The 21,404-nt window shown below is 55.5% G+C and carries 15 protein-coding genes; 10 read left to right on the top strand and 5 right to left on the bottom strand.

The window, feature by feature from the left end:
* Nucleotides 1–45: 45 nt before the first annotated feature.
* From JMJ16_RS18115 to JMJ16_RS18105, 3 genes are all read left to right on the top strand, one after another.
* A complete protein-coding gene (locus tag JMJ16_RS18115; RefSeq protein ID WP_201383731.1) occupies nt 46–2,367 on the top strand; it encodes a Tex family protein in 2,322 nt (773 codons plus the stop codon).
* Nucleotides 2,368–2,575: 208 nt separating this feature from the next.
* Entirely contained in the window at nt 2,576–2,818 is a 243-nt protein-coding gene (locus tag JMJ16_RS18110) for a hypothetical protein (RefSeq protein WP_201383729.1), read from the top strand.
* Nucleotides 2,812–4,419, top strand: coding sequence for a S9 family peptidase (locus tag JMJ16_RS18105; protein WP_201383727.1), 1,608 nt, complete (start codon nt 2,812–2,814; stop codon nt 4,417–4,419). The genes JMJ16_RS18110 and JMJ16_RS18105 overlap by 7 nt, the downstream gene beginning before the upstream one ends.
* A 185-nt stretch (nt 4,420–4,604) precedes the next feature.
* Here the strand turns inward: JMJ16_RS18105 and JMJ16_RS18100 are convergent, their stop codons facing one another.
* A complete protein-coding gene (locus JMJ16_RS18100; RefSeq protein ID WP_201383725.1) occupies nt 4,605–5,411 on the bottom strand; it encodes a DUF4397 domain-containing protein in 807 nt (268 codons plus the stop codon).
* Nucleotides 5,412–5,999: 588 nt separating this feature from the next.
* On the opposite strand from JMJ16_RS18100, the gene JMJ16_RS18095 reads away from it, so the two are divergent.
* The 3 genes from JMJ16_RS18095 to ftsH all read left to right on the top strand — a co-directional run bounded on the left by JMJ16_RS18095 (nt 6,000) and on the right by ftsH (nt 9,897).
* Nucleotides 6,000–6,137 carry a hypothetical protein gene (locus JMJ16_RS18095; RefSeq protein WP_201383723.1) on the top strand — a complete coding sequence of 46 codons (138 nt, stop codon included), beginning with the start codon at nt 6,000–6,002 and terminating at the stop codon, nt 6,135–6,137.
* Nucleotides 6,138–6,253: 116 nt separating this feature from the next.
* Nucleotides 6,254–7,066, top strand: a complete 813-nt coding sequence (locus JMJ16_RS18090) for a DUF554 domain-containing protein (RefSeq protein ID WP_201383721.1) — start codon at nt 6,254–6,256, stop codon at nt 7,064–7,066.
* Nucleotides 7,067–7,584: 518 nt separating this feature from the next.
* Nucleotides 7,585–9,897: an ATP-dependent zinc metalloprotease FtsH gene (gene ftsH / locus JMJ16_RS54445; RefSeq protein ID WP_305068103.1), complete on the top strand. Its 2,313-nt coding sequence runs from the start codon at nt 7,585–7,587 to the stop codon at nt 9,895–9,897.
* A 66-nt stretch (nt 9,898–9,963) separates the two neighbouring features.
* On the opposite strand, the gene JMJ16_RS18080 is transcribed toward ftsH, so the two are convergent.
* From JMJ16_RS18080 to JMJ16_RS18065, 4 genes are all read right to left on the bottom strand, one after another.
* Entirely contained in the window at nt 9,964–10,689 is a 726-nt protein-coding gene (locus JMJ16_RS18080; RefSeq protein WP_201383719.1) for a CAP domain-containing protein, read from the bottom strand.
* 293 nt (nt 10,690–10,982) lie between these two features.
* Nucleotides 10,983–11,915, bottom strand: coding sequence for a PP2C family serine/threonine-protein phosphatase (locus tag JMJ16_RS18075; protein WP_255553223.1), 933 nt, complete (start codon nt 11,913–11,915; stop codon nt 10,983–10,985).
* A 325-nt stretch (nt 11,916–12,240) separates the two neighbouring features.
* Nucleotides 12,241–12,948: a type 1 glutamine amidotransferase gene (locus tag JMJ16_RS18070; RefSeq protein WP_201383715.1), complete on the bottom strand. Its 708-nt coding sequence runs from the start codon at nt 12,946–12,948 to the stop codon at nt 12,241–12,243.
* Between the two features lie 356 nt (nt 12,949–13,304).
* Complete coding sequence (locus JMJ16_RS18065; RefSeq protein ID WP_201383713.1) at nt 13,305–15,560, bottom strand: alpha-amylase/4-alpha-glucanotransferase domain-containing protein; 2,256 nt, start codon at nt 15,558–15,560, stop codon at nt 13,305–13,307.
* A gap of 265 nt (nt 15,561–15,825) precedes the next feature.
* Here JMJ16_RS18065 and JMJ16_RS18060 point away from each other — a divergent pair, with 265 nt between their 5' ends.
* From JMJ16_RS18060 to JMJ16_RS18045, 4 genes are all read left to right on the top strand, one after another.
* Entirely contained in the window at nt 15,826–16,674 is an 849-nt protein-coding gene (locus JMJ16_RS18060) for an SGNH/GDSL hydrolase family protein (protein ID WP_201383711.1), read from the top strand.
* Between the two features lie 211 nt (nt 16,675–16,885).
* The gene (locus JMJ16_RS18055; protein ID WP_007909040.1) at nt 16,886–17,647 is read left to right on the top strand and encodes a response regulator transcription factor; all 762 of its coding nucleotides are present in this window, start codon (nt 16,886–16,888) and stop codon (nt 17,645–17,647) included.
* Between the two features lie 10 nt (nt 17,648–17,657).
* On the top strand, nt 17,658–20,084 hold the full coding sequence (locus tag JMJ16_RS18050; RefSeq protein WP_201383709.1) for a sensor histidine kinase: 2,427 nt from the start codon (nt 17,658–17,660) through the stop codon (nt 20,082–20,084).
* Nucleotides 20,085–20,342: 258 nt separating this feature from the next.
* A complete protein-coding gene (locus JMJ16_RS18045) occupies nt 20,343–21,242 on the top strand; it encodes a complex I NDUFA9 subunit family protein (RefSeq protein ID WP_201383707.1) in 900 nt (299 codons plus the stop codon).
* The last annotated feature ends 162 nt before the right edge of the window (nt 21,243–21,404 follow it).

Below are 21,404 nucleotides of genomic sequence, written 5' to 3'. Positions count from 1 at the left end.
ACTATCAGGAGAGATAGAAACCTGTTAGAGAAGGTGGAGTAATCGTTGACGACAGAAGATAAACATGAGACTGTGACGATAGATTCCGCGAAGCCGGAAGAGACGACGTTGTCTCCTCAGGAGATAGCCGCACAACTGAGCTCCGAATTGAATCTACAGCGTGGCCAGGTTGAGCGCACGCTTGGCCTGTTAGACGAGGGCAATACCATTCCCTTCATTGCCCGTTATCGTAAAGAAGTGACCAGTAGCCTCGACGAGGTGCAGATTCAGGCTATTGCCGATAGGGCCGCCTCGCTGCGGGCACTGCATGAGCGCAAGCAGGATGTGCGGCGCTTGATTGATGGTCAGGGCAAGCTTACGCCCGAACTGGCTACGGCCATCGAAGAGGCAACCACGCTGCAAGCGGTTGAGGACCTCTATCTCCCCTACCGGCAAAAGCGCAAAACGCGTGCGAGCGTGGCACGCGAGAAGGGCCTGGCGCCGCTGGCGGAGATTATTTTGCAGCAGCCTGAGATCTCAGGTGATGTGGAGGCAATCCTCGAAGAGCATGCCGCGCCTTTCCTGGATGCCGAAAAAGGTGTGGATACCAGCCTTGAAGCCTTCGCGGGCGCAGCCGATATCGTTGCCGAGATGATCGCTGAAGATGCCTCCGTCCGTGGTGATGTGCGCGCCGCGTATTTCAAGCAGTCCTCGCTCAAAGCCAAAGCGCTCGACGAGGAAGAGCTGAAGGCCAAGGACCCCCAGGGCGTCTACCAACTCTACTACGATTTTAATGAGGATGTTACCAAACTGGTGCCTCACCGCGTGCTGGCCTTGAATCGTGCCGAGCGTGAGGGAATCTTGCGCGTGGGCGTGAACCTGGCATATGAGCAGGCGAAAGGCGAGATTACCCGCCACTACCCTTCCAGAGCAACCTCGCCCTTTCAGCGAACCCTGGAAGAGGCGATGGAGGATGGCTACAAACGCTTGCTCGCGCCCGCTATGGAGCGTGAGGTGCGCGTAGAATTGACCAAGAAGGCGGAGGAGCACGCCATTCATATCTTCGCCGCGAATCTGCGCAATCTCCTGCTCCAGCCACCCCTGCGCGGCAAGATGGTACTAGGCCTCGATCCTGGCTATCGCACCGGCTGTAAGGTGACGCTTGTCGATGAAACGGGCAAATACCTCCTCTCAGATACGGTCTACCTGCACCAGGAAGAGAAAGCCAAACGCGTCCTGCATGATATGCTTGTCAAGCACCAGGTGAAAGTCGTGGCCATTGGGAATGGTACCGCCTCGCGCGAGACCGAGCAACTGGTCGCGAGCGTGATTGGCACGATTGAAGAGGAGCGAGGGCAGCACGGCGAGATTGGGTATGTACTCGTTAACGAGGCCGGTGCCTCGGTCTACTCAGCCTCTGAAGCAGCTCGCGAGGAGTTCCCCACTCTCGACGCGACCCAGCGCGGCACTATCTCTATTGCGCGTCGCCTGCAGGACCCCCTGGCCGAACTGGTCAAGATCGATCCCAAGGCCGTGGGTGTCGGCCTCTACCAGCACGACGTCGATCAGAAAGAGCTGGCCGAGATGCTGGATCGCGTGGTCGTCTCATGCGTAAACTTCGCGGGTGTCGAGGTTAATTCCGCCTCCTCCGCTCTGCTCAAGCACGTCTCGGGCATCAATACTCGTGTCGCCAACGCCATCGTTAAGCATCGCGAGGCTCATGGACCCTTCAAGTCGCGTGACGAATTGAAGAAGGTCTCAGGCCTGGGACCCGCGACCTTCGTCCAGGCGGCAGGCTTCCTCAAGATTGGGAATGCTGTCGATAACCTGGATAATACCTTTATCCATCCCGAGAGTTACGAAGCGGCGCGTGCGCTACTGAATATGCTTCCAGGCGATCAGAAGCAGAAACCAAGCGAGCGCATCGCCCAGTTCAAGCAATTGATCAAGTTGCAGCACTCCTTTGGGCGTAGCAGCCGTGGACGTGGCGAGGCAAGTGACGAAACCGAGGCCTGGAAGAACATCGCCAAACAGATTGGGGTGGGTATGCCTACGCTGCATGACATCCTGGAAAACCTGGAGAAGCCAGGTCTCGACCCTCGTGATGCTCTACCCGCGCCGATCCTGCGCCATGATGTGTTAAAGATGGAGGATCTGCAGCCAGGCATGATCCTTCAGGGAACGGTGCGCAATGTCGTCGACTTTGGCGCCTTTGTCGACATTGGCATTAAACAGGATGGCCTGGTGCATATCTCCGAGCTAGCTGAGCGCTTCGTCAAGGATCCGCTGACTGTGGTAGCAGTGGGCCAGGTCGTCTCTGTGCGCGTACTCAGTATTGACCTCAAGCGCAATCGCGTCCAGCTTAGCATGCGCAACGCTAAACAATAGCGCCTTCTCGCGCAACGAACTTTCAGAGGAAGGGGTGTGTGCATGGAAAAGCGAGCATTGTTCGCTTTTCCATGCACACACCCCTTCGCCCTTTGAGCGATGCAGGTGTGAAAGCCCCGTTGCTGTTGGCCTTGCCGGGCCTCGTTGTCCTATAATAGAGGCATCTCTACGATGAAACTTGATAGCGATGCCCTTGAGAGGTTATAACGTGACAAAAGAAATATATAGTTTTGAACGATATCTCAATGTTCGCTCGGCTACAGGAGCCAGTTTTTCGCCTGATGGTCAGCATATTAGCTTCTTGACCAATATTACTGGAGTGGCGGAAGTCTGGAGCGTCTCTATCGACCAGCCCAATTTGCAGGAGCCAGCCTGGCCGCAGCAGTTGACGTTTCGGGGGAGCGCGTCTCTAGCGCCACCTTTGCGCCACATGCCGATACGCTGTTGGTAAGCGGGGATATCGGCGGCAATGAACGGGCACAGCTCTTCCTTTTGAGCGCCGATGGCAGCGAGTTTCGTGCGTTGACCGAGAAGCCCGAGGTCATGCATTCCTTCGGCGGCTGGTCGCCTGATGGAGAGCGTATCGTCTATAGCAGCAATGAGCGTGACGCTCGCTTCTTTGATGTTTATGAGATGCAGGTAAGCACCGGAGAAAGCCGTTTGCTGCTGGAGCAGGACGGCTCAAACATGCCAGTGCGCTACTCTCCCGATGGCAAACAGGTCCTGGTGAGACGGGTGGAGTCGCTATCACGCAATGCACTTATATTGATAGATATTGATTCTGGCGAGGCACGAGACCTGACGCCGGACCTGGGCGAGGGGGCCGCCTTGTATGCCACTCCCTTCTGGTCAGCGGATCGCAAGGGCCTCTACTTGCTCTGTAATCGGGAGCGCGATTTTCTCTCCCTGGCCTACCTGGACCTGGCCACAACCGAGCTTCGTTACCTCAGTGATATTCCCTGGGATGTGGAGGCGCTGGCCGTCACCAGGGATGGCGCCTTCCTGGCTATAGTGATCAATGAGGATGGGATCTCGCGTCTCGAACTCTTTGATGTTGCGCAAGGCTGGGAGCAGCGCCATGTCCTGCTGGCTCCAACGTTGCCTAAGAGCGTCGTGCTTGACCTGGCGTGGTCGCAGGATGGGGCGAAACTGGCGATTACTCTGAGTGGAGCGGATGAACCAACCGACATCTGGATCTGGGACATGGCTGGCGGGCATATCCAGCGTGCTACCTTGAGTTCAACTGGAGGCATCCCTCGCGCTAGCTTTGTCGCGCCGGCAGTGGTGCGCTACCCCTCCTTTGATGGGCGCGATATTCCCGCGTTTCTCTATCAGCCTGCGGGCGCGCAGAAAAACCTGCCCGTGGTGATCAGTGTGCATGGGGGACCAGAGTCCCAGGAGCGCCCCTGGTTTAACCCTATCTACCAGTATCTCGTGGCGCGTGGCTACGCGGTTCTCGCCCCCAATGTCCGTGGCAGTACGGGCTATGGCTATACTTACCAGAGTCTCGACGATGTGCGCAAGCGGATGGACTCAGTGGCCGATCTCAAGGCTGCCGTTGAATGGCTGCGCGAAAGCGGCATCGCCGATCCTGAGCGGATCGCTGTCTATGGGGGTAGCTATGGAGGCTTCATGGTGCTTGCGGCTGTGACGACCTATCCTGATCTCTGGGCAGCGGCCGTCGATATCGTGGGTATCGCGAACTTCGTGACCTTCCTGGAGAATACTGGCCCCTGGCGTCGCAAATGGCGCGAGGCCGAATATGGCAGCCTGGAGCAGGACCGGGCGTTTCTGGAGCAGATCTCGCCCATTCACGCGGTAGATAAGATTACGGCTCCGCTCTTCGTCGTGCATGGCGCCAACGATCCACGCGTCCCCCTTGGCGAAGCTGAGCAGGTGGTGAATGCCCTGCGCCAGCGCAATGTGCCTGTTGAGTACCTCGTCTTCGCGGATGAAGGACATGGCCTGATCAAGCGCGATAATCGCCTCAAGGCCTATCCCGCCATCGCAGATTTCCTCGACTCCCACGTAAAAGGCGTAGCTGGCAAATAAGCCCGGTTGCTTGATCTGTGTGTGACCCGGCGCTGCATAAGCACGCGCCGGGCCGGACGTCTGTTTGTGGGTAACAGGTGTTCTCGAAGGAGAGAACATGGAGAGGCTCGCCGGTGCATACGTCAGGAGGGCGAGCCTTTCCATGTTCAAATTTGTGGCGAACGACTAGCCGCGTTCGCGTATCGTTAACGTGTTGGCGACTTGGTCGTCGCAGGCGTTACGGGTTTGGTTGCGGTCCCCGTGGGTGTCTGACCTGGCTGTGCCGCCGTGCTCTGCGCAGCGACGGACTGTACCTTATAGGTCAGTGGGGGCTGGCCATGCTGCTCTCCGAGTACGAAGAAGCTATAGACCTTGCCATCTTTTACATCAGCTTTAATAGGGAGTTTCTTATCAGTTTTGCTTGCCGTCGCATTCAGCGTATAACTTCCAGCTGGAACGGTTATGTAATCGCTGGCCTGCTCATAGTGTAAATCGCTGACAATCTTTTTATTGTCAGAGGTCGTGACGTTGAGTGTGCCCAGGTCTGGCGAGAGATGATAGACGCGTACCTTGGCATCTTTGGTACTACCGGTATTATCATCTTTAAACCCCTTCACTGAGAAGTCGCCTTGCTTGCTACCAGTCGCCGCGATGGTATAGTAGCCATGCTGCTTGACATTGGCATTGGCCGTGATGACCGCCGCGTTCTCGCCTTTCCCCGCGGGAGCAATCTTAATTTCATGCTTGCCAGGAGTAAGCGTTTTATAGTCCGTCACCGTGCCAAACGAGAAGTCGCTTAAGAGCTTCTTTCCATCTACGAATATATCGACGGGACCCGCCTTGGGCGAGGCATGCACGATGCGCACATGAGCGTCATTGTCGCGTGAAGCGGCCGAGGCCGAGCGGACGCCCAGTACGCAGACACAGGCAAGCGCAAGCATCGCCAGGGGGATTGTGGCCCGGTAAAGCAAGCTGCCAGTTGCCTGGTGCGATTGCATAGTCTGGTCTCTCATGATAGGCAAACTCCTTGTGTTGGTGTACACATAGCTCCTCGAAGTGGTATGCCAGAGGAGACTAGAGGTCGTCTCTGTTCCCATATGCATACACAGAGGTTGGCTATGTTGCCGGCAAGAGTGCTCTTCGATTGACCAACGTACAGGGTGTCAGCCTGCCAGGCTTGTGAGTTGTGCGGCTCACAAGTGTTTGTTTCCCTCCTCACCTTCTCACATGCGTTCCGATATAGAGATGGAATAGCAAGCAGAAGATGGTCAAATTCTTTAACCTTTCGACACAGAGATGACATTTCCCCGGTGTTGCCGGCAGGTTGTTTGCTTGTTCGTTAGCAGTATACAGACACAGCAAAATGGTGGCTGAGTTCCTTAGAGGGGAGGGTGGCGATGAAGAAGTGGGAGGAGCCTTTGAAGAGGGCCAGGTTTGTGGCAGGCTCCTCGTGGGTCGATGAATGGGAGGAGAAAATCTCCTATTGCCAGTATCCAGGGAGGGTATACATGTGCTCATCGATACGCGCAGTGCAGGTTGCTGCCCAACGCTGCTAAATGGTGCAGTCGCCAAATTCGTGGCCGCAAGAGCCTGTAGGGTCCATGCTGGCATGGACTGCGAGCGAAGCGATCTGCTTGCGCTCAGGTATTCCCCATTCGGGGACGCGGCGGCCTGCGGGCCGGGTGAGTCCATGCCAGCATGGACCCTACATCGACGAACTATGTGAATTTGCCATTTAGCAGCGTTGGGCTACTGATTACTGTCTATGCTTGAGCGCATGCTATGCTAAGGGGATCTAACAGAAGTTTACATCTGACATTGCGTATGTCTTTTGAGAATAAGGAACTTATGAGGAATGCTACTAGCAAACACACTTCTCTCTGATATGGCAGCCTTGCCGCTGCGAGGAACACTCTTAAACTTTGCTACGGTCATGCTGGGAGGCATCATTGGCCTGTTGATTGGAGATCGCCTCCCCGAGCGGATTAAGCAGGGCGTCATTATTGTGATTGGTATTATGACGATTGTGATCGGGATGAGTAGTGCCTTGAAGACGGAGAACGCCTTGATTCCGCTTCTGGCCCTGGTGATTGGTGTGGTAGTGGGGGAACTTCTCAATATTGATGGCGGCATTAACTGGTTGGGTGATTTGCTGAAGCGGCGGGTCGATAAGACGGGTCGCGAGCAACACTTTACCGCGGCTTTTGTGGTGGCGAGCCTGCAATTCTGTGTGGGACCCTTGACGATTCTCGGCTCGATACAGGATGGCCTGACGGGCGACTTTCGCTTGCTGGCTATCAAAGCTATCCTGGATGGCTTTTCCGCGATTATTTTTGCCAGCAGCTTTGGACGAGGTGTGCTTTTTGCCGGGGCAACGGTGCTTATCGTGCAGGGAGGTATCTCACTGCTGGCGGGCCTGATCAAGCCTCTACTCATCTCGAATCCCGCCCTGGCGCTGGGAATGCAGCCACGCGTCATCGAGCTTTCCGCCGCAGGTGGGACAATTCTCATCGCCCTGGCGCTCAATATCCTCGGCATTCAGTCGCAGAGTTTGTGGGCAGAGCGGATCAAAGTCGCGAACATGCTTCCAGCTTTGCTGATCGCCCCCTTACTGGTTGCCCTGCTCAATATCCTGCATATTTCCCTCGACTTCGGCCTGGGAGGTTAAGATATTTACTAGGAATGGGGCGTCGTAAAAAGGCCACCGGCCTTTTTACGACGCCCCATTCCTAGTAAATATTAGGCTCTCAAGATGTATCAAGAGATGTCTCCCCTAACGTGTATAAACTATACCATGCATGCGAGAGCCAAAATCTTCATAACTCAAATGTATGGCTTGCTGCGCCCTAAAGAGAGGTCCGCAACTCTGCTGAGTTCTCGGCGTTGATTTATAATGATACACATAGAGGTGTATTAATTAATTTTCATGCTTTTGAGAAGAAAGTACCGATCCTGCCGCTTTTCTCGCTGAAAGCAGTACACTGTTGGTAATTGTCCATAAATGCACACCTTTTTACTTCCAGATGCTTTTTTTACGGTCTATTTCCTGCCCTATGGCAGGATGGATGTGTGTTTCAACGGTTAATAGGTGTTTATGGCCCTCTAACTGGGCTGATGTGTGCTGTATGGACACGAAGGATCAACCATATAGATCCGGCTGTGTGGTCTTTCCGACGAGGTGTATGAATGGACGACAAGGCGGGTCGCCGTAACAAACTGTCTGAGAATACCAGGCAGTGGCAGAGAAGAACTGAGCACTTTGGGCGCAGGCTCCGAAGGCTGCTTCTTGAAGAACGCAGTGTGCTATGTACAGGTGTATTGATCGTGTTGCTCCTGGGGCTTTTGTATATCGTGGCGAGTCAGCTCCGACCGCCGACACTCACGAATACCACGCCTGCCAACGAGACAGCGCTTTCTTATAGTGATTTTGTGAAGCAAGTGGAGGTGGGACATGTCTGGGCGGTGAATATTCGCGGCAATGAGATAAGTGCGCTCCTGAATCAACCACTTTTGGCGAGCACATCGCCAGCCACCCCGACTACGGCGAAGGTGACCGTAGAACAGAAGAGCCAGGATATACAGGCCTGGAATCGCTATATCAGCACTGGCAATTCGCCCGGGGGGAAGATACTTGATACAGAGCGTGCGGTACATACACAAATGCCAGTAAATGGCGATGAGCAGTTGATGGCCTTGCTTTTGAGCAAGCAAGTGCAGGTGAGGACGATTCCTGTGGCACAAACGGCTGATTGGTTAGTGTATCTATGGCGATTTCTCCCCTTTCTCATTGGCGCGCTGGTCATACTCGGTTACACGCTGATGCGTAATCGGTCCAGTCTAGAGAAAACGATTGATGAGCGTATTACGCAGATGGGCAAGAACCGTGTGCGCCGCTTTGAGCGTGCGAAAGAGGTCCCTCGCTCAGGGCACGAGCCACGCGAGGCGCGCAAAGAGCAGAGCCGTGGCCCGGTCAATGTCACTGGTGGGGAGGCAGTTGCGAAGGCGCGTGTGGCGCGCATTGCTGAAGAGAACCGTGTCACCTTCGCAGATGTTGCAGGTATTGACGAGGTGCGCAGTGAACTGGAGGAGATCGTCGAGTTCTTACGCCGCCCCGAGCGCTATAATCGCCTGGGGGCGCGTATTCCACGCGGCGCCTTGCTCGTTGGCCCTCCAGGAACCGGCAAAACCCTCTTGGCCCGGGCGGTGGCTGGGGAGGCCCAGGTTCCTTTCTTCTCCATGAGTGCCTCGGAGTTTGTGGAGATGTTTGTAGGTGTGGGCGCCAGCCGGGTACGCGACCTGTTTAATCAGGCACGGCAGGCTTCTCCCAGCGTCATCTTTATCGACGAGATAGACGCGGTGGGGCGCAAGCGCTCCATGCGCATGAGCGGCAACGATGAGCGCGATCAAACCCTGAACCAGTTGCTTGTAGAACTGGATGGCTTTGATGCGCGCCATGCCGTCGTAGTCCTGGCCGCAACGAATCGGGCCGATATTCTTGATAGTGCCTTGCTACGCCCAGGCCGCTTTGATCGGCGCATTATGGTCTCGCCGCCCGACCGTGTGGGCCGCGAGGCGATTCTGCGTGTGCATACGCGCAATACCCCTCTGGACGCGGACGTGAGCCTTGAGCGGATCGCACGCATCACCACGGGCATGACTGGCGCAGACCTGGCAAACTTGGTCAATGAGGCGGCCCTAAGTGCTGCTCGGCGTAATCTTCCCAGCGTTCCTCATCCCTGCTTTGAGGAGGCCCTGGTGCGTGTACAGCTTGGAGCACTCCGTCCTCTGGTGATGAATGAGCGCGAGCGCCGCATCATTGCCATTCACGAGGGCGGACATGCCCTGGTCGCGCACTACCTACCTGAGGGCGACGTGGTGAACCGTGTGACCATTCTGCCGCGAGGCCAGAGCCTGGGTGTGACGCACTTCATGAGCGAAGAGGACCGCTATAACTATAGTCGCGAGTACTTGATCGCGAAGATCGCCATTGGCCTGGGTGGACGAGTCGCCGAGGAGTTGACCTTTGGTGAGCAGCATGTGACCACGGGGGCCGAGAACGATTTTCAGGTAGTGACGGACCTGGCCCGAAAGATGGTGACGCGCTGGGGCATGAGCAAGCAACTGGGATTGGTCTTTGCCGACTATCAAGCCGGGGAAGGGGCATATGGGCTGAATATGCGTCGCCGTGCGGACCTGCACTCTCGCGACCTGGCCCTGAACGCTCACGGAGAGCCTGTGCTACAAGGAGGCGCCCTTCCGCCTGCATTGCCCATGGCCAACGTCGAGCCCTCACCTGCCACAGCGAGTGTTGGACTGAGCTTGAATGCTCTTGTGGATGCAGAAGTACTGAATATTCTCGCGGAGGGGCGCGCGGTCGCCTCCCACATCCTGACTGAGCATCATGCGCAATTGCAACACCTGGCTGCTACCCTGATGGAGGAAGAAGTCCTGGATCATGCACAGTTTGAAGCCCTGATAGGGGCAAAACCACATGCTTAATGTTAGTGAGAAAAAGCAGCAGAACCGGGAAGCGCTGCTCCCCGGTTCTGCTGCTTTTTCTCGTCTTTAACTTACCATGTCTTCGGTAAACCAGACCCAGCCACTGGGATCAACGTAGATGCCAATGCCTATGCGATGAAGCGTTGTACTGAAAAGGTGAATGCGGTGCCAACCCGTAGGCGGCTCGTTGACCATGCTCATGTGCACGGCGTAGACATTTGTCCAGGGTGGGCTTGATGGTCCCGCCTCGCCAATGTTCTCGCCACAGTCGCTATAACCTGCGAAACCTTCGTTAGCGATGCGTTGACACTGGTCCAGGCCATCGGGGCAGGTATGGCTGAAGCCACAATGGAACATATTCCAGCTATGTAGGCGTGCTCCCCCTGCCAGCGTCGTATTCCACTGATAGGCGTAGAGTCCACGCGCTGCCCGGTCGCTGTTGATCTGATTAAAAAGCTGTTGTGTTAGCTGCTGTTCGAGCGTGGTTAGCCCTGGAGGAGAGCCATATGGAGCGGCACCCGAGCCGGTAGCCGGAATATTGGTGGGTCCGCCTGCGGCCCCTGCTGGCTTCTGGGTAGGTGTAGGCGTGGGTGTCGTGGCTTGAGCTTGTAGGGGGGTATCAGGTGTTGGGGTGGCGTGTTTTTCTTCAATATTGTCACGCGCTATGGTATGAGGTGTATTCTTCCCTCTGACCTCTGGCGCCTGCGATCCACAGGCGGTCAGGAGAATGCTGCTCCACAAGAGGCAGCACGCCGTAGCACATAACACGAACCAGGACGTATTCTTACTCAAGATACTTACCTATCCCTCCTAAGAAGACACGCAATACGAAGATAATCTTGCCAGAGAATCTCTGACTTTATGAAATATTTTTGTTTGCTTGTTCGCGATATAGATGACCAGGATCAGCAATAATAAGACATACAGCGAAAGCGCAAATAAGAGGCGCGCCCGGTCCATGGACGTGGCCTCTTATAGGGTAACGCATTTACGGGTATCAATGCATACATTTGCCGCTGGTATAGTACTTTTTGTCTGCTGGAAGGCGTGAAAAGCTATCCCTGGTCAGTATAGAGCATTGCGCGTTAAAAGCGGCAGGTGATGACGACTGCGCTCATATCGTCGGGCTTGGCGCGAATGGTGGCGCTGCGACTCTCATGTGAGCGATTGAGGGAGTGGCGTACAAGCTCGCGTGCCGTGGTGTCGCGGGGCGTGCTGCGTAGAATATGCTCAATTTCTTCATCGGTGAGATTATCATGAACGCCGTCAGTGCAGAGCAGAACGCGATCCCCTGGTTGAATGCTGATTTCATCGATATGAATGGTTGGTGGCAAGGGGCCGCCCAGGGCCTGGGTGATGCCTCCCCGCAGGCGGAAGTAGCTGAGTTCGGTATCTGAGAGCTGTCCAGCCGTCTGGGCCTGATCTATACGCAGCGCGTTCTCTTCATCAATGATGCGGTTTTCGACGAGCTTGCCCAGCAGACCATCGTCCTTGGTGAGGCGTTGCATCGGTTCTTTCTCCCGTGCCAGGTAGATACGGCTATCTCCTACATGAGCATAGTAGAGCGTGTAGTGGCCTGCCCTGGCCTGGCGAGAGATTACTGCCAGCGCGACTGTCGTGGCGAGATCGTCGGTGCCAGCGCGGCGCGCCCCTTCGGTGCGTACCTGGTCATCGGCATCATAGATGAGTTCTTCTAATAGCCCGCAGAAATTAGCCTGCGCTGAGGCTTCTGGAAAGGTCAGAACCTTGCGCCCAGGTTGGAACTGGCGCAGGCGGCGTCGCCATTGCTGGAGGGCGGCATAGTGGGCTGTTTGGGAGGCAATCTCACCCGCGGCACTTCCTCCAACGCCATCGAACACTGCGACCAGGCCAGTGCGCTCATCCACGAGTACGCTATCTTCATTCCGCGTTGGATGTCGTTCGCAGGCAATAGTACGAAGAGAAAAGGTAAAGGGTGGGAGTGCAGACCCAGAAAAATTTTTTATTGAAGGATTAGTATGAATTTTATTCTGCGGCATCTTCGTCGAATGCGGCCTTTCGAGCAATATATGCATAGTCTTGTCCGATGCTAGGGATACTTTCTAGTATATCTCACAGGACTATCAATAGGACTATCAATTATTACGTTACGCAAGAAGCGATCATGCATGCTGTACTGAACAGAGGCATGCTAGCCTCTCTACAGCGTTGCTATGTGAGCAGGAATGACAGCGCATTGTACAATTTACGACTGTTGCCTTACATATAGAAAACCTCTAAGATGCTCTTAAGAATAGGTCATGAGTGCAAGTATAGCAGAAAGAGGGCAGAAAAGAAAAGAGTTTCTGCGTATATCGTTAAACCTCATGCTAAGTCACTTAAGCGCAGGAAGTTGCGAAACAATTGGCGTGAATGTGCATGATAGGCTGGAAAGTAGGCGCCTGGATCGCGTTGGATCGCCGCGAGATGGTCGCGGATCTCAGTTGGGGTTTCAGGCTCCAGCGAGCGCATCCAGCTTGCCAGGATAGCGGGCGTGACCTCAATATGGTACTGAAGGCCATAGGCATGCTGGCCGTAGCGAAAGGCCTGGTGTGGCGCGCAGGCATTGCTTGCCAGGAGCTTTCCTTTGCTGGGGAGATCGAAGACGTCCATATGCCAGTGGAAGACGCGTCCAAAATCAGGAAGGCCCTCAAAAAGTGGATCTTGCCTACCTGCCTCAGTCAGAGGAATAGTAAAGAACCCGATCTCGGCCTGAGTATGCTGGCGAACTTCTGCCCCCAGCGCCGAGGCCAGGAGTTGCCCACCCAGGCAAAGCCCCAGGTAAGGGATCTCGCGTGCTACAAGCTCTCGTAGCCAGGCCTTTTCCTCTACAAAGTAGGGGTAGCTCACCTCATCATAGGCTTGCTGTGCGCCTCCCAGGGCGACAACCGCGCTATAGTTACCCAGAGTGGGCAACTGCTTTGAGCGGGTCACGTCGCATATCTCAAACGCTATAGCGTGCTCCTGGAGCAATTCTCCCAGGAAACCAGGTGGGTCTTCACTGTCATGCTGTAAAAACAGAACTGGCTTCATTCGTATATAGTCCTTCAGGTGGCCTTGCGCCACATTGTTTTTATATTGAATTTATTCTATGTTATAGGTCGCTGCCGGGCCTGACTCCTCGCGCCTGCGCTACTCGCCTCGGCTGATGGTGTAGTGCATCCTGGCAATCACCGGTGGTTGCCAGGATGCACTACACCATCAACTAGAAAGAACTTGCCCATGGCGTTCCCTATGCTAATAAAGAACCTCTATGATTCTATCACGTCTTTTTACAGGTATGCCCGTAGGCATTAGTACTAATGGGGTGGAGTCCCGTCCAACGCTGCTCAAGCACGCGTCTACATATACACATGATATGAGACGCGTGCTTGAGCAGCGTTGTTCCACTAGCGTGCCACGCTGGAGAAGAAGGACTCAGTGGCTGCCATGAGTTCGGGCCGGCCCATCCAGGCCATCTCGACGCTCCAGGTCTCCCCAGGTGCCAGTTCGAGCGGCCAGGTGAGCACCATACAGCTCCCCTGGTGAGTGCGCTCAAATCCGGCCTCTGAACCGGTAATCGTGTCCAGTGAGAAACGCCAGAGGGTTGCAGGTTTGCTGGCTTCCAGCCGCAGGTCCTGTTGCAGCCAGGCATTGCCCATATGCAGCTCCTGGACCTCGTGCAGCTCTTCTGTGCCATCAAAGGGCACCCTGGCTGGCTCCCGTTGCTTGAGGTAATAATAAGCCTGCTCGTTTGCACCACCACCCAGGAAGTTGAGGTTCCACTCACAGGCGAAGCGCGTCTGCAAGGTGGCCTGGCCCTGATTGGTCAGTTCATAGCGAATACTGAGGCCTTCTTCTCCCGGTGGCAGCACAATCTTTTTACTGAGATGAAGTAGTAAGGGATTCAGGGCCCCGGCGCGTCGTATGCTTCCGGTGCGTGAGAGAGTGATCTCGGTGCCGGTGGCATCCTGCTTGACTGCGGCCTGGTATGGGCGCTCTACGAAGTCGCCATATTCTTCATAGCGGTTGTGCGCGAAGGAGTTCATGGGCAGTCCTGGTGGCAAGAAATGGTCAACCAGGCTGGCGCGTCGATAGCGATCAACAGTTAGATGGCGGTCCAGGTCATGCTCTTTAGTGCGGACCGCGGTATGGGGTGAAGCTGGCTCCTGCACATCGCTCTTCTCATCACTGCTTTTCTTCTCGGCCTGCGCGCTCAGAGCCGACTGTTTGCGGCGCTCCTGTTCATGCTCGCGCAGGGTGCGGTGATAGCTCTCCTCACGGCGTGATATGACGCTGAGGACATTATGCGCGCTGCGGCGCATATCCCATTCAAAGAGTGTGCCGCCGCGCTGGGGATCGAAGTAGAGGTTCTGCTGATCGCTTTCGATGAGCAGTTCATCGCGTGTGTCAAAGTCAAAATCGGTGAACGTATATTGCTGCCAGGGCGCGGTACCGTGCAGCACACGATCAGCCGCATTCTCTGCCTTGATCAGGTGGTGATAGATGGCTGAGCGCACATGGGTCATGTAGATGCCGCCAAAGAGGCCATGCCAGTAGGTATCGTTGGCCTGAGCCTTCCAGAGATGATGGAGTCCATGCTCGTCGGTTGCGCCCGCTTTATAGACCTTATGGTGGATGTGCTGCATCTTTTTATGCTGGTTATTGATTTCGGGGTAGCGCACCAGGAAGTTGCGCCAGAAGCCGCCGCGCATGAATTGCAAGGCCTCGTCCTGGTGCGTCTCTTCGTATTTATGCAGGAGCTTGCCAAAGCTATAGGCCTTGCGCGGCGGCAGCGCCCACTCGCTCATCTCAACATATGAAGCTGTGGGGAGATAGATGCGCCCCAGGGCTGGTTGCTTCTGAGCATACTCCCCCAGGGGAATGGTATGGAGCCAGGAACTGTGCTCTTCTAGCGCACTAAAGAAGGTCTCGACCCAGCCTGGCTCGGTTTGGGTACCCCAGCAATAGCGATCAGTCTCTGGCCAGCTACCAAACTTCTCGCCATCATCGCCCATGACCAGGATACGGGTGCCATCAGGGGTTGCAAGCGAGCGCAGCGTGTCGATGGTCTCCGCGACGGGGCGCCAGGGGATGGTGTAGCGCAACATCTTATTGGTCGCGTAGACTTTGAGCATGTGACCCTGATCCTCGGTGGCATAGTAGCCGTAGAGGTCGCTATCTTCCTGCCCCACATACTTGAAGTGGACATCATCTACGACCGTCCATTGTATCCCGGCCTCGTGCAGATAACGTGGCAGTGCCGGCTCCCAGACGCGTTCTGCCAGCCACATGCCGCTGGGCGTTATGCCAAAGACCTGCTGCAACTTCTCGCTGAGATGCCGAATCTGCCCAACCTTATCCGCGTCGGGAATAGAGGGCAGGATTGGTTCATAGTAGCCGCCACCGACAATCTCCACCTGCCCGCGCTTTACTAGCTCCGAGAGGCGTTGCAGGAACTCAGGGTGTGCCTCCATGAGCCAATCGAGTAGTGAGCCAGTGTAGTGTAGCGAGACGCGTACCCCCGGATGAAGTTCCAGGGCTTTGAGCATGGGTAGATAGGCCTCCTGGTACACCTTTTCAAACACCCAGGGGAAGTTTCCGACGGGTTGGTGATTATGCAGGAGAAGGCCGAAATAGATGTGATTGTTACTCCCTGTTGGCATTTGCTTTCACCTTGTTGGTCGTAGAACAATATCCTTATTTCAACTATAACATGCCCCAGAACTGCACGTTCTCCATATTGAAGTTTAGCAACCTTCTACGTGTGCTCCATAAGCAGCGTGGCACGCATTGTGACGGATTTCTTGCTTGAAATCCGCGCCCTTCCCAGGTATACTCTACCTCAGGATGGACACCTCTCTCCTGTTTAGCGTACGAAGGAACGGACGGCAAGCTCTCTACTTGTCCATATGACAGGAGTACAAGGACGTGCTTGAAAAGACTTTTTTGCGTAAACAGTTTCTTCTTCGCCGCCTGGCGACCTCCTTGCTGTTGGCCATGTTATTGTTTCTCACATTCTCCGTTGGTGCTGCCTCTGCCCATGCGCAGGTGACCCTGGTTGGACCCAAACAGCATTATCTTGCTGTGGGTGATTCACTTGCCTTTGGTTTCCAGCCCGACCTGGATTTTAGTCATGGCTATGCGGACTATCTCTACTCTAACTTGAAGGGGCATGGGACAACATCACTGGCGAACTTTGCCTGTCCCGGGGAGACGAGTACGACGATGATCAAGGGGGGATGCCCCTATTCCTACCTGCGCAAGTATCCCTATGTTGGCGATCAACTTGACGCGGCCCTGCTCTACCTGTACCTCAATCCTGGCAAGGTCAGTCCGGTGACGCTGGATATTGGCGCCAACGATATCAAAGGCAGCCTCAATACCTCGACCTGTGCCACAGATGTTGCCAGTTTTAATGCCGAACTCGCCCAACTGGATGTCAACCTGACACAGGTGATCCTGCCCAAGATCCGCGCTGCCCTGACGGTCAATGGGGTCGTGACCGGGGATATTGTGCTGATGAACTACTACGATCCTTACCAGAACATCTGCCCGAACTCCGTGCCCTATACCCAGCTCGTCAACCAGCACCTGGCGCAGGATGTGGCGGGCTATGGGCTACTAGCGGATGTCTTTTCGCGCTTTGGGAGCACTACCACACCCAATCCCAACATTTGTACCTATACCTGGATGTGTAGTGTATTCAAGGATATCCATTCAAAAGACGCGGGCTACCAGGTCATCGCGCAAACTTTTGAGGATACTCTGGGCTATTAGCCCCGCTTGAACACCCTGTAGGCCTTATCTTAGTCAAGAGCGCGAATGCCATCTCACCGCAAAAGAGAGGTCCCATCTCAGCGGCGTTCGCGCTCTCCCTGTGTCTTGTGTGCGTATTTTGCTGCGCGCGAACCCTGGGCGAGGGACACAAAACTTGTTATACTGGTGACGCATTGATTTGTGTGATGCGCGATGAGTAAGGCAGGAAGCAATGTCAAGCATAAAGGTGTTACTGGTTGATGATCATGGACCGCTGCGCAAGGCGCTACGTGAGGGATTAGAGGCAACTGGCAGTGTCCAGGTGGTTGAGGAGGCCGCGACTGGTCGTGAGGCGGTCGCGAAGGCACTTGAGCTCGACATGGATGTGATCTTGATGGATGTGCAATTGCAGGACCCCCAGGTGGGGCGAAACGCTATGAGTGGTGTTGCCGCCGCCGTGGCCATACGCCGTGAACGACCTCGTATGCCAGTGGTCTTCTACTCCATTCAGGATGACGATGAATACTATCGTGAGTTTCGTGCCGCGGGCATCTTGACGCATTATGCCTATGTCCGCAAGAGTAACTACCTGCTTCCCAGCATGCTGGTGCCACTTTTGAAGGATGCCGTCAATGGACGGAGCCTGGTGGACCCGGAGATCGAGGACCGCGTGCAGGAGGTGCGTGACCTGGATGAGCAGTCGCCACTCGCCCTGTTGGAGCCGAACGAACTCCGCGTTGCTGAACTGATGGCCCAGGGCATGACCAACGAGCAGATTGCCGCTCGCCTCAATCTGCATGATAAGCGCGCGGTCAGCCGGACCAATGGGCGTATCTATGCCGCCTGGGGGCTGAGCGAGAATGCCGTCGATGATAAGGTAGCTCGCGCTCGGGCGACCCTAATCTACCTACAGAACAGACTTATCATGTGGGATGAGCAGGGCACTCCTCTCGTGCAGGATCGACGTGGCGAGTGGGTTCCACTTTTCAAGTAACTGTATAGCCATGACCACGAACGGTTTTTTTGACATTATGCAACTGACACATGTATTTTCTCTGGCGCTCTCCATCTTTAACCTGATGGCTTTCTTATGGCTGGCCTGCACGGTCTGGCTCAATGGCGACCGGCGGAGTATGATTGCGCGCGTGGGTGTGGTCGGGCTGATCCTTTCGGCGCTCTTCTTCTTTATCCATGCCCTACTGATCTCTGGCCCCTACGCCCAATCGGCCTCGCTGGTCACGGCGGATACCCTCTGGCGCCTGATCTGGCTGCCTGCGCTGGGCGTTCCCTACATCTGGTTTATGATCGGGCTGCACTATGCCTCGCTAATCAATGTCAAATGGGAGCGGCGCCGCCCCCTGTTGCTACTCTGTAGCGCGCTGCTGGGTGGCAGTGTCCTGCTCTTGCTTGTACTCAACCAGGCGACCTTTACCTTCGCCAGGTCGATCCGCCTCTTTGCCTATGACGATATTCCCCAGGACACCAGTACGGGCTATTTCTCGCCCCTGGTCCTGCTGCCCATCATGTTTCTGGTCTATGTGACGTTCTGTGCCATTGGACCCTGGTTTACGCCAGGCAGGGTGGCGCGCCTGCTCAAAGTGCTTCTCTTCTTCCTCATTGGAAAGCGCACGCGCCTGCGCAGTGCTTCGCTAGGCAACAATATTGTCGATGCGTTCTGGGAGGATAAGATGGAGGCGGAACAACTGGAGGAGCCTGTGCTCTCGTGGCACCAGGCCCGTCCTGGTTTGCTCCTGGCCGCGCTGCTGATGGTGGCCTTAACGACGAGCCTGGGGGTGCTGGGTGTCTGGTCCATGGTCAACTGGCTCCGACATGGAAAAATACAGCCCGTCTCTTTACCAGTCAGCGGGCACCAGGCCGAGATGTTGCCCCTCAATCTGATGATCATCGATATTCTGGCCGTTGGCTGTGTGGCCTGTATTCTACTCCTGATTGGCTATTCTGTCGTACGGCATGGGATCTTGATCGAACGCCCCCTGGCGCGCCGTGGCTTTTTTGAGCAGTGGCGTGGTATCGTGATCGTTTCCTGTGTGGTGGCTGTGGGTATCGCGTGCTTTGTGGCTATTACGCGCAGCAATGTGAGCGGTCTCTTGATTCTGACTTCGCTTGCGACCGGTACTTATGCCCTCTTCACCTGGAGCAACTATACCGCCCATGACCGCTATATCAGCATGCTCCGTCCCTTCCTGCGTAGCACAACACTTAGTCACTGGCTTAAAACGGACCTGCGCAAAACCGAGCAGAATATGGAGGATCTCTTCTTTCATCTCTGTAAAGATGTTCTGGCTGTAGAGTGCGCGCGCCTGGATGTACTGGCGGGACCTATCAAGCGTCGCTTTAGCTATCGCTGGCACGAGGAAGAGGAGACCGAGACGCAGGAAACCCCCTTGCTTGAACGCCAACAGACCACGCCACAAAGAGCAGTGAGTGTGCCGAATGAGAGGCGTACCACCCGCCTGCGCAAACCCTATCGAGTGCAAGCCTATCGCATTCAACTGCGCTTGCAGGGGCGCGAGGCCCTCTGCTGGGTCGTGCCAATCTATGATGACCTGGGTCTGGTGGCGAAGCTCTACCTGGGGCCGCGCGAAGACGGTGCGGGCTTTACCGATGAAGATATGGACCTTGCCCATGCCTGTGGACAGCGTATTCTCGATACCCTGCGTGACCACGAGGCCATGCTGGCTGTGGCGGGCCTCCTGCGGCGGCGTACGGTCGATGTGAAACTTCTGGGCGCACAGCAGCGGCGCGTGTTGCATGATGAGATTCTGCCCCAGATGCACCTGGCCCTGCTCAAACTGGAGACCATGCGTCCTTTCATCATGGGACGCCAGGAGGTGATCAGCTCTCAACAGGCCGAGCAGTCCTTCAACGATGCCGTAACGATCATTAGCGATGCCCATCGTCAGCTAGCAGCGATGATGCGTGCCACCGTCACTAGCGCTCCTCACCGTCTGGAGCGTGATGGCATGATGCAGGCCATTCATACGCTGATTACGCAGGATTTTCGCCAGTCCTTTGACGAGGTGGAGTGGCAGGTCCCCGAAGAGACGGCGCGTATCATTGATGACATGGTTCCTCCCGCGATTGCTGAGCTTATTTTCGCCGCCGTCCAGGAAGCCTTGCGTAATGCCGCTCGCCATGCGCGTGGTGCCGACGTCCACCGCAAGCTTAAGTTGACCCTCAGCGCCTCTTGCGATCCTGATCTGGAAGTGATTGTGGCCGACGATGGAGTGGGCATCCTCTCCGCCAGCAACACAACGACGGGAACCGGGGGCGGTCTCCTGACGCACAGCGCCTTACTGGCGATTGTAGGAGGGAGCCTGACCGTACAGAGCGAGCCATCTCACGGCGTCGCGGTACGTCTCGTCCTCCCCGCCAGCACATTTGCGCCTGGTAGACTCTCTATCATGTAGCTGAGTACGCTCATGTTTCCTCTGCTTGCCAGACTCAGGAATAATTCCAGTGCCTGACTCTCTTCCCTCGTTCTCCCTTTTCTCGCTATACTAAATACGAGGAGCCATGTGACAGGCAAACTGGCCTTCACGCCAGGATTCGCGCCCAGGACGCACCTGAAAACGCCTCTATGCGCGTCTTGTGGTAAGTTGTAGGGTCCATGCTTGCATGGACTCTACGATTGATGAGAGCGTTAACATGGCACGAGGAGAGGACATATGATACTAGTTACTGGAGCCACGGGATTCATTGGCAGTCACCTTGTCACGAGCCTGGCAGCGCAAGGAGAGCAGGTTCGTTGCCTGGTGCGTGATCGCAAAAAAGCGGAGAAGAGCCTGCCTGGCGCGAATGTGGAGCTGGTTGAAGGCTCGACCATACACCCCGAGACCCTCAAGGCGGCGTTGCAGGGCATTGATACCGTTGTGCACGCGGCCTTTATGACCGCTGATCGCAAAGAGTCAGCGGAGAACCACTACAACGAGACAAATGTTACGGGGACGCGTAACTTAGTGAGGGCTGCGCAGGAGGCGGACGTCAAGCGCATCATCGAGATTGGTGGCCTGGGGACGAAGCCAGATAAGCCTGGCAGCTATATGCAGGGGCGTTACCTGGCTGAGCAGGCGGTGAAAGAGAGCACACTAGATTGGACGATTATTCAGCCATCGGTCCTCTTCGGCAAGGGAGCGCCTTTCATCAAAGGGCTCTCAGATCTGATTGCCAGCGCCCCCGTGGTGCCGCTCATTGGCGGTGGCAAGACTATGTTTCAGCCCATCCTGGTCGATGACGTTGTGCGCGTTATCGAGTATGTCCTCAAAGAGCCAGAGCAGACAAAGGGCAAGACCTATACCATCGGTGGCCCTGAGTACTACTCGTTTAGCGAGGTGTTTGATCTCCTACTCAAGACCATGGGAAAGTCACGTCCCAAGATTTATGCCCCCATGCCCCTGGTCGGTATTGGCGCGGCGGTGATGGAGGCCGTCTTGCCCAAACCACCCCTGACGCGCGCGGCCATGACGCTTTTCTCTTTCGACAATACCACGGCTATCAATAGCGTCGAGCGCGACTTTGGCTTTACCCCCGTCTCCTTTCGCACCTACCTGGAGACGCACGGAATTTAAGCGGCTGTATTGTAAAATAGCGCGTGTTCACGCCCGCTGATGTGTTATAATGATGGGCATATGCTACCTCTTGTGGTACACATACCCATCATTTTTGTGCACTGCTAAGAAATGGAAAAGATCCTCGCTATTGGTAAATCAAGCTGTAAATTGTGTCTAGGC

This window comes from Ktedonobacter sp. SOSP1-52 (genome assembly GCF_016587395.1).
This window is presented reverse-complemented; position numbering and strand designations above follow the sequence as displayed.